General features: G+C 44.5%; 10 protein-coding genes. 7 read left to right on the top strand and 3 right to left on the bottom strand.

Going from position 1 to position 12,974, the window contains the following annotated elements; genetic code table 11:
- Positions 1-17: 17 nt before the first annotated feature.
- The 3 genes from parC to glsB all read left to right on the top strand — a co-directional run bounded on the left by parC (position 18) and on the right by glsB (position 4,125).
- The gene (parC, locus tag MHN81_RS15815; protein ID WP_023399493.1) at positions 18-2,306 is read left to right on the top strand and encodes a DNA topoisomerase IV subunit A; all 2,289 of its coding nucleotides are present in this window, start codon (positions 18-20) and stop codon (positions 2,304-2,306) included.
- A 225-nt stretch (positions 2,307-2,531) separates the two neighbouring features.
- Positions 2,532-3,095 (top strand): phosphoribosyltransferase family protein, encoded by a 564-nt coding sequence (locus MHN81_RS15820; protein ID WP_023399494.1) that lies wholly within the window; start codon positions 2,532-2,534, stop codon positions 3,093-3,095.
- Positions 3,096-3,207: 112 nt separating this feature from the next.
- Positions 3,208-4,125 carry a glutaminase B gene (gene glsB, locus MHN81_RS15825; protein ID WP_239426194.1) on the top strand — a complete coding sequence of 306 codons (918 nt, stop codon included), beginning with the start codon at positions 3,208-3,210 and terminating at the stop codon, positions 4,123-4,125.
- 44 nt (positions 4,126-4,169) lie between these two features.
- On the opposite strand, the gene MHN81_RS15830 is transcribed toward glsB, so the two are convergent.
- A complete protein-coding gene (locus MHN81_RS15830; RefSeq protein ID WP_023399496.1) occupies positions 4,170-5,474 on the bottom strand; it encodes an inosine/guanosine kinase in 1,305 nt (434 codons plus the stop codon).
- A 172-nt stretch (positions 5,475-5,646) separates the two neighbouring features.
- Here MHN81_RS15830 and tadA point away from each other — a divergent pair, with 172 nt between their 5' ends.
- Positions 5,647-6,165, top strand: a complete 519-nt coding sequence (gene tadA / locus MHN81_RS15835) for a tRNA adenosine(34) deaminase TadA (protein WP_239426195.1) — start codon at positions 5,647-5,649, stop codon at positions 6,163-6,165.
- On the opposite strand, the gene MHN81_RS15840 is transcribed toward tadA, so the two are convergent.
- Positions 6,156-6,320: a hypothetical protein gene (locus MHN81_RS15840; protein WP_023399498.1), complete on the bottom strand. Its 165-nt coding sequence runs from the start codon at positions 6,318-6,320 to the stop codon at positions 6,156-6,158. The two genes, tadA and MHN81_RS15840, sit on opposite strands and share 10 nt — an antisense overlap.
- A 91-nt stretch (positions 6,321-6,411) precedes the next feature.
- A complete protein-coding gene (gene mltF / locus MHN81_RS15845) occupies positions 6,412-7,794 on the bottom strand; it encodes a membrane-bound lytic murein transglycosylase MltF (protein WP_023399499.1) in 1,383 nt (460 codons plus the stop codon).
- A gap of 244 nt (positions 7,795-8,038) precedes the next feature.
- Between mltF and purL the strand changes: the two genes are divergently transcribed.
- The 3 genes from purL (at position 8,039) to MHN81_RS15860 (ending at position 12,821) form a co-directional block, all read left to right on the top strand.
- Complete coding sequence (purL, locus tag MHN81_RS15850; RefSeq protein ID WP_023399500.1) at positions 8,039-11,923, top strand: phosphoribosylformylglycinamidine synthase; 3,885 nt, start codon at positions 8,039-8,041, stop codon at positions 11,921-11,923.
- 119 nt (positions 11,924-12,042) lie between these two features.
- A complete protein-coding gene (locus MHN81_RS15855) occupies positions 12,043-12,273 on the top strand; it encodes a hypothetical protein (RefSeq protein WP_023399501.1) in 231 nt (76 codons plus the stop codon).
- A 245-nt stretch (positions 12,274-12,518) separates the two neighbouring features.
- Positions 12,519-12,821: a hypothetical protein gene (locus MHN81_RS15860; protein ID WP_023399502.1), complete on the top strand. Its 303-nt coding sequence runs from the start codon at positions 12,519-12,521 to the stop codon at positions 12,819-12,821.
- Positions 12,822-12,974: the final 153 nt, after the last annotated feature.

Below are 12,974 nucleotides of genomic sequence, written 5' to 3' on the forward strand. Positions count from 1 at the left end.
AAGAAGTAAGGTGTGTCATGACTGATCCACAGGCCCTCTCTTTACAGGGCATAGAACAATTACCAATGGGGCGCTTTACCGAAGACGCCTACTTAAATTATTCCATGTATGTGATCATGGATAGGGCCTTGCCACATATTGGTGATGGCTTAAAGCCTGTCCAGCGACGCATTGTCTATGCAATGAGTGAGCTGGGTTTATCTGCGGCCGCAAAATATAAAAAATCAGCCCGTACGGTCGGTGATGTATTAGGTAAATATCACCCGCACGGTGACAGCGCTTGTTATGAAGCGATGGTACTAATGGCACAGCCATTTTCTTATCGTTACCCCTTGGTTGATGGACAGGGTAACTGGGGTGCTGCGGATGATCCCAAATCGTTTGCTGCAATGCGTTATACCGAAGCGCGCTTATCTAAATTTTCAGAAGTACTTTTAAAAGAGCTTGGCCAAGGCACGGTTGATTGGGTTCCAAACTTTGACGGTACCATGAAAGAGCCTGAGGTTCTGCCTGCGCGCCTGCCACACATTCTACTCAATGGTGTTACCGGTATCGCAGTCGGTATGGCGACCGATATTCCACCACATAATGTCAACGAATTGGCCTCTGCATGTTGTATGCTGTTGGATAAGCCGAAAACGACGTTAGAGGAGTTACTCGAAGTCGTTCAAGCACCAGACTACCCAACAGAAGCTGAGATCATCACGCCTAAAGATGATATCCGCAAGATTTACACAACCGGTCGCGGCTCGATTAAGATGCGTGCGGTGTTTCATGAAGAGCAAGGTGAAATTGTTATCACAGCTTTGCCGCACCAAACATCGGGTGCCAAAGTGTTAGAGCAAATCGCTGCGCAAATGACCGCGAAAAAACTGCCAATGGTTGCGGATCTGCGCGATGAATCAGACCATGAAAACCCAACTCGCATTGTGGTCGTTCCGCGTTCCAATCGAGTTAAATCAGAACCGTTAATGGCACACTTGTTTGCTACCACAGATCTTGAGAAAAATTACCGGGTTAATCTCAATATGATCGGACTTGATGGTCGTCCTCAGGTTAAAGATCTACAGCAGATTTTGTCTGAATGGCTGATTTTCCGCCGTGAAACGGTACGTAGACGGTTGCAGTATCGATTAGATAAGGTGTTGGCACGTTTACATATTCTAGAAGGTTTGATGATAGCCTTTTTGAATATCGATGAAGTGATAGAAATTATCAGAAATGAAGATGATCCAAAAGCTGAGTTAATCAAGCGATTTGGTTTATCCGAAACTCAAGCCGAAGCCATTTTAGATCTGAAACTTCGTCATCTTGCCAAGTTGGAAGAGATGAAGATCCGTGGTGAGCAGGACGAATTAAGCAAAGAGCGTGACAAGCTTGAACTGACTCTTGGCTCAGAACGTCGTATGTCGACTTTGATGAAAAAAGAGATTCAAGAAGCGGCGGAACTTTATGGTGATGAAAGACGTTCTCCGGTGATTGAACGCCAAGAAGCTAAAGCGCTCAGTGAAAAAGATTTGATCCCATCTGAGGCTGTGACGGTGGTGTTATCCGAAAAAGGATGGGCACGCTTTGCCAAAGGCCATGAGATTGATGCGGAGGGTCTGAATTACCGCTCGGGAGATGAATATAAAGCATCAGCCAAAGGGAAAAGTAATCAGCCTGCGGTTTTCCTTGATAGCTCTGGCCGAGCATTTGCCACAGACGCACATAGTTTGCCTTCAGCTAGAAGCCAGGGTGAGCCGATGACAGGCCGCTTTAACCTTGCAGCAGGTGTGAACTTTGAGCACGTGGTGATGGGAGAAGAGCAAGAGTTATATCTGATGGCAACGGATGCAGGTTACGGGTTTATCGCGGAATTTAACGACTTAGTTAGTAAGAACAAAAATGGTAAAGCACTCGTAAGCATTCCTAAAGGGGCGGAGTTAATCGCGCCTATTTCGGTGAACGATGTAGCGACAGATCGCTGTATGGCTATTTCCAATGAAGGACGTATGCTGTTATTCCCACTCAGGGATTTACCGAAACTTGCTAAGGGTAAAGGGAACAAGATTATTTCTATTCCAAGTGCGAAAGTGCAATCTAGAGAAGAGTTTGTCAAAGTACTGGCTGTTGTGCCTGAAGGGAGAGCGGTGACGCTCTATGCAGGCAAGCGTAAGTTAACTTTGAAGAGCGCAGATCTGGAGCATTATTCTGGTGAGCGAGGCAGGCGTGGTAATAAGTTACCGAGAGGTCTGCAACGTGTTGATAACTTTGAAATTGAATTAATCGAACAAGACGATATTGAAGTCGATATTCAAGAGTAGCCCCCAACTGGTGAGCGGGCAAGCCCCGCTTACCAGCTAGTCCTTTGTGTAATTCTTTACTGTATTCTTCATTAAGTGATCTTTTTTCTGTCATTATGCAGTAAAAAACCCTGATGTACCGCAAGCAATTTCTATCCGACTCAGCTAGAATACACGGTTATAAGTTATTCTTGTTCAGAGTGACACCTAGCGAGGTGGCACTCGCACTGACAATACGGGGTTTATATGTCTGATAAGTGCTATATCACAGCGCAACAGCTTTTAGAGGATTCATTCCGTCTGGCTGCTCAAGTTTATGAAGATGGGTTTCGTCCAGATTTTATCATCGGTATTTGGCGAGGTGGTGCGCCAATCGGCATTGCTGTGCAAGAGTACTATGACTACAAGGGCATAGAGACGGATCATATCGCAGTGCGTACGTCGTCTTATTATGGCATCGGTAAACAATCGAAAGAAATTAAGGTGCACGGCCTTCACTACATCATTGAAAATGCGAACGCAGGTGATTCATTGTTGATTGTCGATGACGTGTTTGATTCAGGCCGTAGTATTTACGCATTAAGGGAGAAGCTAGAAGAGTTAATGCGTCTTAATCTACCAAAAGACATTCGTGTTGCCTGTCCTTATTACAAGCCAACCAACAAAAAAGTGCCAATGACACCAGATTACTACATCCATGAGTCTGATGAGTGGTTGGTATTCCCGCATGAATTATCCGGGCTTACGCCGGATGAATTGATTGCAGGTAAATCAGATCTGGCAAATATCAAAGAACTATTTGCAAAGTAACTGTTGCTAGTAATTTATAAGCCGCCGAAAGCTTGGTTTTCGGCGGCTTTTTTATGGCCGCGATTCAGCGCTTTTGTTACACTCCGCACATTGTGATTTATGCATTTTTTGTATGACAGACTATCAATCAATTCTAGAACGCACTGTGCAACATGTTCAGCCGATATTACACCATGGCAAAGTAGCGGATTACATTCCAGCGTTAGCTGAACAGCAATTAGGTCAGTTCGCGATAGCAATTCAAACGCAAACGGGTGAGACATACGGTGCGGGCGCTTGTGATGCCAAATTTACCGTGCAGTCAGTATCAAAAGTAATGACTTTGACCTTAGCATTGCAACGCTATGGCGATGATTTGTGGCAACGAGTAGGGAAAGAGCCCTCAGGCACTGCTTTCAATTCATTGACTCAGTTAGAGTTTGAAAATGGCATACCGAGAAACCCTTTTATCAATGCGGGTGCAATTGTTACTTGTGACGCCCTATACTCGCGTCTGAGTGCGCCAATCCATACCATGCTAGAAAGTTATCGATTGCAAACTGGAAACCCTAAACTGGGTGTAAATAAAGTTGTTGCGCAGTCCGAGTATGAACACCGTTATCGAAATGCGGCGATGGCGTATTTAATGAAATCTTTTGGCAATTTTAATAACGAAGTCGAAGAGGTGTTGTGGTCATATTTTAACTTTTGCGCAATTGAGCTGAATGTGTCGGAATTGGCAAAGTGTTTCTCCTACCTATCGAATGGTGGTGTATGTACACAAAGCCAGCAACAAGTATTACCCGCAAAGCAAATCAAGCAACTTAACTCCCTGTTATTTACCAGTGGTTTGTATGATGCTGCTGGCGACTTTGGATATCGTGTTGGGATGCCTGGTAAATCCGGTGTGTCAGGTGCAATTATTGCAGTTGTGCCGGGCCGGTTTACTATTGCAGTCTGGTCACCTGGGCTTGATAAAGTGGGCAATTCAGTGGCAGGTATTGCTGCGCTAGAGTTTCTTGCTGAAGAGCTCGGAACAGCGATTTTCTAGCGCGGCATATTGTGCGCACAAATAGTGTGCGCAAAACTATTTGTTTACTTGTCCCAGTAAGATTGCTCTAGTGAGTCTTCTCGTTCAGGCAAGCCCCTAGAAAGTCTAGGAGAGTGTTGGACCAATACTTCAAAGCTTGCGCGGTTTGCATATTTGCTGATCTGAGCAAGTGAAGAATAGGTAATTGCAGCTTGTTCGTGCTTAGCTGAGTTTGGCACATTTAAACGGTGGTATTCATTCGCTGAAAGATCATGCAGTACCGCGGCAAGTGCGCAATCACCAGCACCATTGGTATTTTTAATGGTGTCTGGGCCACCCATATACGGTGCTGTATGACTATATACTCGAACAGGGTTTTCACAGTGCGACTTACGCATTGCACGAGAAAACTCATAGCGATTAAACTCAGGGATAGCACCCGGAAGTAGCGGGTATTCGGTTTCGCGCTTCATACTATCGTCGACATAACCTGCCATATACAAGCCCGTTGGCCCAGCGGTGCAAATAACTAAGTCGACCCAGTCTAGTGCTTTACCTGCGGCCAATAAGGGATCATCAAAGCCTGTAATGGCTTCGCCTTCTTCTTCATTCATTGCAAGAATGTCGACGTGTTTCTCAACAAATTCGGCCCACCACTGCGGATCTTGCTCTATCAAGAACTTGGTGCCCAAAGTCAGGACTACTGGTACACCCGCCTTATTGGCATACTCCACCGCTTGCATGGTGGCTTGCGTCATTGTTTCGTCACCTTTAGTACGCATAAGGTAAGCGCTAATAACAAGAGCCGACGCATTTTCAATCAGTGATTGACTGATCGATTCTGGGCGCAAGTAGTTCATTAATCCTGCACTGATCGCAAAGGTTCTTTCTCCGCTGTCATCTATCAGTGTGAAGCAGCGGCCAATTGGGCCTGCGACGGGTTGAAGATGATCAAGATCGACGCGGCTTGATGTATTACATAAAAACTTATATGCATAACTACCGATTTCAATGCTTTCACTCATCACGCCCAATAAGACTGAACGATCATCAGCTAACACTGAATAGTTGTGCATGGTGTTGCCAATGGTGCCGCCAGCAAATTCGTAGTCAATCATGTCATCACGTTTCAAACGCTCATAGAGCGCATTGGTGACATCATTGTCTATGACTTGTGACATACCACGCTGGAGGTGGAATTCATCCAAAAAAGCTTGGTCAACTTTAGCTTCGATGTCGACAACAATTTGGTCGATGCCGCAAATATAATTGCGCTTCAAGCGATCTTCAGCATTTAAGTGGTTGATAAGTGGGTCCTTATCTTCCACCGGAAAATAATGCTTATGCCTACGGTGTCCCGGAAATTTCATGTTTTACCCGTGTGTTTTGAGCTCATTAAATAAAAAAAGCGGCGAATTATAGCCTAATTTTATGTGGGTGAGCCATGGTAATTTGGTAATTTTAGCAATAATTCTGTAACCAAGGGGTTTCTGTTTCGCAAGCTGGTATACTGAACCACATATTTACTTTGCTAATTTTAGTATGAATAACCAAGAACACGACGAATATTGGATGCGCCAAGCTCTCGCATATGCTGATAAAGCCGAAGCAGAAAACGAAATCCCTGTTGGTGCAGTGATTGTCCGAGATGGACAACTCATCGCTGCTGGCTGGAATCGCTCAATCGGCTGTCATGACCCATCAGCACATGCTGAAATGATGGCAATACGTGAAGCTGGTAAACAAGTGCAAAATTATCGTCTGGTAGATTGTACCTTGTATGTAACCCTTGAACCTTGCCCTATGTGTGCCGGATTGTTAGTACATAGCCGAGTAAAACGTGTCGTTTACGGTGCCTGTGATGCAAAAACAGGCGCAGCGGGGTCAATTATGAATTTATTGCAAGAACCACAATTAAACCATCAGCCAGAAGTGACATCCGGTGTATTGGGTGAACAGTGCAGCGAAAAGCTATCTAACTTTTTTAGACGAAGAAGAAAAGAGCACAAGGCAGCTAAAAAAGCGCGGAAATTGCAAGGGGATAGTGCGGCTCAAGATTGAGCCGTTTTTGCATCTGCGGCTAGCTGTAATAAAGAGTATATCCGGCGGCGCAGCAGTATTTTTTTATGAATGTTTTTAAGCATAACACGTCGACGATTTGGATTCGTATTTCGCGTGTTGCGTTTGAATTGATGAGTTCGACGTCTTCTTAACATCTGAACCTCCTTAGTGTGAGAGAAAAAACTTACGCGTGAAAGAAATACCTGCTTTATGTGACAGGCTTATGACAACGAGATTGGGATGCCGTTAAATGCCGGAACTGAAAGGGAGCGCTCTGTTTTCGTCCAACCAGACTAGAGCGTCAAAGTAGCGGCGTATATTATCGACATAATGTACAGCAACATCGCCACGCGCATATCCATATCTTGTGCTTCGATAGTAGCGCTTTTTAGTCAGTAGTGGTAGTCGTTTTTTAACATCAGCCCAACTATCGGGATCGCCACCTTGTTGTTTTGTCAGTTTTAATGCATCTCTAACATGCCCCATCCCTACGTTATACGCAGCCAAAGCTAACCAAGTTCTATCCGGTTCGGAGACACTTTCTGGTATCCGTGAAATTAAATTGGCGAGGTATATAGCGCCTCCTCGTATGTTTTGCTCTGGTCTGAGACGGTGTTTCACACCAACGCGTTTGGCTGTACTTTGCGTTAACATCATGATCCCGCGCACGCCCGTAGGTGACTTGGCTCGCGGGTTCCACATGGACTCTTGGTAGCTCAGAGCAGCAAGTAACCGCCAATCCAAATTTTGCGCCTGTGCATATTCGATAAACCAAGGTGCGTATTTTGGAAGTACTTCTTTACTGGCTTCTACAAATGCGACGGTATTTACATAATTAAACTGTTCTACATGGCCAAAATACTTTTCTTCTAAAGTCGCAAGTTGATTATTGGATTGTAAATTTGCAAAAAATGGCAATAGCAATGCGTACAGTGAGTCATCATTTTGTCTTTTCATCACCCAGGCAATTGGGTCAGATTTTGTCACAGAAAACGCAATACTCAGGTTGGGGTGGTATCGACGGAATAAAGCTAAGGAATGGGAGTCGACAATAGTGTAGTCGATATCGCCAGCTAAAATTCCTTGGAGTAACTCTTCTTGGTCGAGGGCCTGCGTGGTTTGCCATTGCAATTCGGGGTAGTCATTTTTGGCTGCTTGTAGCGAAAGTAAATGATGGCTATTAGCCAGCACTGTAACCGGGCCTGATAATTGACCATAGTGCCGCGGGCGTTTTTTACCCTGTTTATAGACTAGTTTTTGACTAATTTCGCGATAAAAAGGTCCAAAACGAAAAGCTTTAGTTCGCTTGGAATGATAGCTGATCCCAGAGGCTACGATGTCTAAATCACCTCGTTCAAGGTTTTCAAATAGCTTGTCTAGATTGAAAAAAGGAATAACCTTTAACTCGACACCAAGCTCCTTTGCAAACATACCTGCAAGCTCGTATTCAAATCCCTCTTCGTCAGTATGGCCTTGGTAGTAGGTTGCAGGTCCGACCAAGATCCCAACTCGCAATACATTGCTATTTTTTATTTGCTGTAGCTGACTTGGTGGAGCTTTGTCACAACCACTGAGTAACAGCAAGGCCATCAATAAACTTAGTACACTATGTAGCTTGTTCTCTATCATGCCTTTTCCACTAATGAGCCTGATTTATGTGTTAGTTTTTTCTTAAAAAACAGGGTGTTTACAATCAAGGTTTGAAGACGATTAATTCAAATTTTCGTTTTAAACTCTATGCTCTCAAGTATATATGTATTTGTGAAGTGGGTTTTTTTCGATAATTGACAATTTTGAGTTAAATCTGTGCGCCAATTCGACTATAATAGCGGCCCAAAATATCGTTCAATCCCTAACCCCGGATGAAATATCTATGTTAATCCTACGTGGTGCACCAGCACTTTCTGATTTTAAAGTCCAAAAGATCCTTAAAAGCTGCGCGGATGCAGAGTTACCTGTCACTGGCGTATATGCTGAATTTATGCATTTTGCTGATGTAACTGCTGAGCTCTCAGAGACAGAGTTAGACAAACTGAGCAAGCTTCTTAAGTATGGGCCTACCGCCGTCGAGCACAAGCCTGAGGGTGCACTTATTTTAGTGACGCCTCGCATTGGTACTATTTCTCCATGGGCTTCAAAAGCAACTGACATCGCAAACAACTGTGGTCTAGATAAAGTTCACCGTGTTGAGCGTGGTGTTGCATACTACGTTGAGGGCGAGCTAAGCGCTGAGCAGCTAGCTGATGTAGCTAAGTTACTTCATGATCGTATGACTGAGTCAGTTCACAGCAACCTTGAGGATGCAGGTCAGTTATTCCGCGTTGAAGAGCCTCGTCCAATGTCATCTGTAGACATTTTAGGTGGTGGCCGTGAAGCACTTGTTACTGCAAACGTAGAGCAAGGTTTTGCATTGGCAGACGACGAAATAGATTACCTAGTTGAAAACTTCCAAAAACTAGGCCGTAACCCGAACGACATCGAACTATTTATGTTTGCTCAGGCGAACTCAGAGCACTGTCGTCACAAGATTTTCAACGCCGATTGGACAATCGACGGTGAAGAGCAGCCTAAGTCGCTGTTCAAAATGATTAAGAACACATTCGAAACGCACCCAGAAAACGTACTGTCTGCTTATAAAGATAATGCAGCGGTAATGAAGGGTTCTAAAGCGGGTCGTTTCTTCCCAAATAAAGATGGTGAGTACAGCTACAATCAAGAAAACATTGAAATCTTGATGAAGGTTGAAACGCATAACCACCCAACTGCTATTGCACCATTCTCAGGCGCATCGACAGGGTCTGGTGGTGAAATTCGTGACGAGGGAGCTACAGGTCGTGGTTCTAAACCAAAAGCAGGTCTAGTTGGCTTTACTGTATCTAACCTTCGCATTCCTGGTTTTGAACAGCCGTGGGAAACTAACTTCGGCAAGCCAGGTCGTATTGTTGATGCACTAGACATCATGATCGATGGCCCACTAGGTGGCGCGGCGTTCAATAACGAATTTGGCCGTCCTAACCTACTTGGTTACTTCCGTACTTACGAAGAAAAAGTTAATAGCCACAACGGTGAAGAAGTACGTGGTTACCACAAGCCAATTATGCTTGCAGGTGGTCTGGGTAACATCCGTACTGAGCATGTACAAAAAGGTGAGATCCCAGTAGGTGCTAAGCTAGTTGCACTTGGCGGTCCTGCAATGAACATCGGTCTAGGTGGTGGTGCTGCATCATCAATGGCATCAGGTCAGTCAAACGAAGACTTAGATTTTGCTTCTGTACAGCGTGAAAACCCAGAGATGGAACGTCGTTGTCAGGAAGTTATCGACAAGTGTTGGCAGCTAGGTGACGAAAACCCAATCGCATTTATCCACGATGTGGGTGCGGGTGGTCTGTCAAATGCATTCCCTGAATTGGTAGACGACGGTGGTCGTGGTGGTAAATTCCAACTACGTAATATCCCGAATGATGAGCCGGGCATGGCACCACACGAGATCTGGTGTAACGAATCACAAGAACGTTATGTACTTGCAGTAGCGGCAGAAGATTTCGACCGTTTTGAAGAGATCTGTAAGCGTGAGCGCGCGCAATACGCCGTAATTGGTGAGGCAACAGAAGAGCGTCACTTAACCGTTGCGGATAGCCACTTTGATAACAACCCAGTAGATCTTCCACTTGAAGTACTACTTGGCAAAGCTCCTAAGATGCACCGTGACGTTGAGTCAAAGAAAGTATCTGGTGAAGCACTTAACACTGATAGCATCGACGTACTCGATGCCGCTAAGCGTTTACTTCGTCTACCGACAATCGCTGAGAAAACATTCCTTATCACTATCGGTGACCGTACGGTTACAGGTTTGGTGGCACGTGATCAAATGGTTGGCCCTTGGCAGGTACCAGTGGCAAACTGTGCTGTAACCGCAGCGGCGTTTGACACTTACCACGGTGAAGCAATGTCAATGGGTGAGCGTACACCTGCGGCACTTCTAAACTATGGTGCTTCTGCACGTTTAGCAGTAGCAGAAGCGTTAACTAACATTGCTGGTGCAAACATTGGCGGTCTTGAAAACATCAAGCTATCTGCAAACTGGATGGCAGCAGCTGGTCACCCAGGTGAAGATGCAGGTCTTTACGAAGCGGTTAAAGCTGTCGGTGAAGAGTTATGTCCAGCACTTGGTCTAACTATCCCAGTTGGTAAAGACTCAATGTCAATGAAGACAACATGGCAAGACGACGGTGAAGACAAAGCGGTTACAGCGCCTCTTTCACTCGTTATCACTGCATTTGGCCGTGTAGAAGACATTCGTAAAACAGTAACGCCTCAGCTTCGTACTGACAAAGGTGACTCAAGCCTTATCTTAGTTGATTTAGGTGCTGGTCAAAACCGCATGGGTGCATCAAGCCTTGCACAGGTTTACAAGCAGCTTGGTGATAAGACACCTGACGTTGACAGCCCTGAGTTATTAAAAGGTTTCTACAACGCGATGCAAGCACTAGTGGCTGATGAGAAGTTACTTGCTTACCACGACCGTTCAGACGGTGGTTTATTCACAACTGTAGCTGAAATGGCATTTGCAGGTCGCACTGGTGTCACAGTAAACCTTGATAGCTTAACAGGGTCTGACATCGAAACACTTTATAACGAAGAACTGGGTGCAGTCATTCAGGTTCGCAATGACGACCTTGCAGCAGTTGAAGCTGTGTTAGCTGATAATGGCATTGCGGCTATCAGCCACACTATCGGTGCACTAAACACGGAAGACAAAGTTATCTTCAACCGTGGCGGTGAAACAGTACTTGCAAATACACGTACTGAACTACGTACTATCTGGGCTGAAACGACTTATAAGATGCAAGCACTTCGTGATAACCCTGAGTGTGCTAAGCAAGAATTTGACGCCAAGTTTGACGAAAAAGATCCAGGTCTAAATGTAAAACTAAGCTTCGACTTAAATGAAGACGTAGCAGCGCCTTATATCGCAACAGGTGCTAAGCCTAAGATGGCAATTCTACGTGAGCAAGGTGTTAACTCACACGTTGAAATGGCAGCCGCATTTAATCGTGCAGGTTTTGCAGCGGTAGACGTACACATGAGCGATATCCTTGAAGGTCGCCTAACGCTAGAAGAGTTCAAAGGTCTTGTAGCATGCGGTGGCTTCTCTTACGGTGACGTACTAGGTGCCGGTGAAGGTTGGGCTAAATCAATCCTATTCAACGACATGGCACGCGATCAGTTCCAAACATTCTTTGAGCGTCAAGACACATTCAGCTTGGGTGTATGTAACGGCTGTCAAATGTTATCGACGTTGAAAGAGCTTATCCCTGGCACTGAACATTGGCCACGTTTTGTAACTAACAAGTCAGAGCGTTTTGAAGCGCGTTTCAGCCTTGTTGAAGTACAACAAAGCCCGTCTGTATTCTTCCAAGGAATGGCTGGCTCTCGTATGCCAATCGCAGTATCTCACGGTGAAGGTCACGCTGAGTTTGCAAACGACGCAGCTGTTAAGGCGGCACTTGAGTCTGGCACAGTGGCGGTTCAATACGTTGATAACTTTGGTCAGCCTACAACGCAATACCCGAACAACCCGAATGGTTCACCAGAAGGTATTACAGGTATTACCTCAACGGATGGTCGTGCAACAGTCATGATGCCGCACCCAGAGCGTGTATTCCGTGCAGTCGCTAACTCTTGGCACCCAGATGAGTGGAAAGAAGACAGCCCGTGGATGCGTATGTTCCGTAATGCGAGAAAGAACATCGGCTAATACTTAGCTGAAAAGAAAAGGTCGCGTAAGCGGCCTTTTTTGTATCTGCAAGTTGAGGCCGACAAATATAGCGGTAATATTTTTGAACAGTGAAGCTCGCCCGAAGGGTGAAAGGCAGCATGCCTATAGTCATCGATGTTTCGCAGCATGTTTTACGTCAGCCTGCAATGACGATTACTGCGCAGCGCACCGGGCCGCAGCGTCAGGATGAATTAGCCTTCGCTGCATCAATTCATTTATTGAGAAGGGTCATTGCGGTGGTTTTTTTGTTGCTTATGAAAAGTGAACTATTTGCGGAAAACACTTCATTCTATGAATTTCTGAATTTATTAATAGCACTATTTAATTGAGATTTAAGTGTTTATACTATTTAATGTATAAATTAATTTATTAAGTATTTTGATATATTAATCTATATTGCATTGTAGCTATTTTATATGGTGTTTAGTTTTCTTAGGTGGTAAGCACTAGGTGTAATTTGTTGTTAAAAAGCAGAGGCTTCTGGCTTGTTTAATCACTGAAATGGAAATCCTTCACTAGAGTATAGATTGCTATAGTTTATTATTAATTTACTAAATATTTGTTAGGTGGTTGTGTGTCTAAGTTTTTTTGTTTGATTTTGCTGGCGTTTTCTTTTTCATCTTTCGCGAGCTTTGAAGAAAAGTATAATGGTGAAATTACGTCTGTTTATGTAAACAGTTCGTCTGAGGTATTAATCAAGGTGAAAGGTGTTTCAAGCTGGCTTAGCTTAGGTAAAACGGATAACTCGTATACTCAGAGTATGATGTCAGTTGCACTGTCAGGGAAAGTGTCTCAGTCTTCACAAATGTGGGTGCGCTGGGCAGAAGATCCGAATGGCTATTACCCTAAAGTTTTAATTATGAGTATCGGTCACTAAAAGGTGTTGACGACTAACTCCAGCGGGTAGTGCTACTGCAATTTAAAAATAGCGAATTACATTAGGTTGTATTGCCTGTGTGAGTTAGTCGAATTATCAAATAATCCTTCAATAAAATACTAGATCTACAGTTTTCCTATTCAAGTAGCTGCT

It is taken from the genome of Pseudoalteromonas sp. Of7M-16, from assembly GCF_022347805.1.
Lineage (GTDB): Bacteria > Pseudomonadota > Gammaproteobacteria > Enterobacterales > Alteromonadaceae > Pseudoalteromonas > Pseudoalteromonas luteoviolacea_F.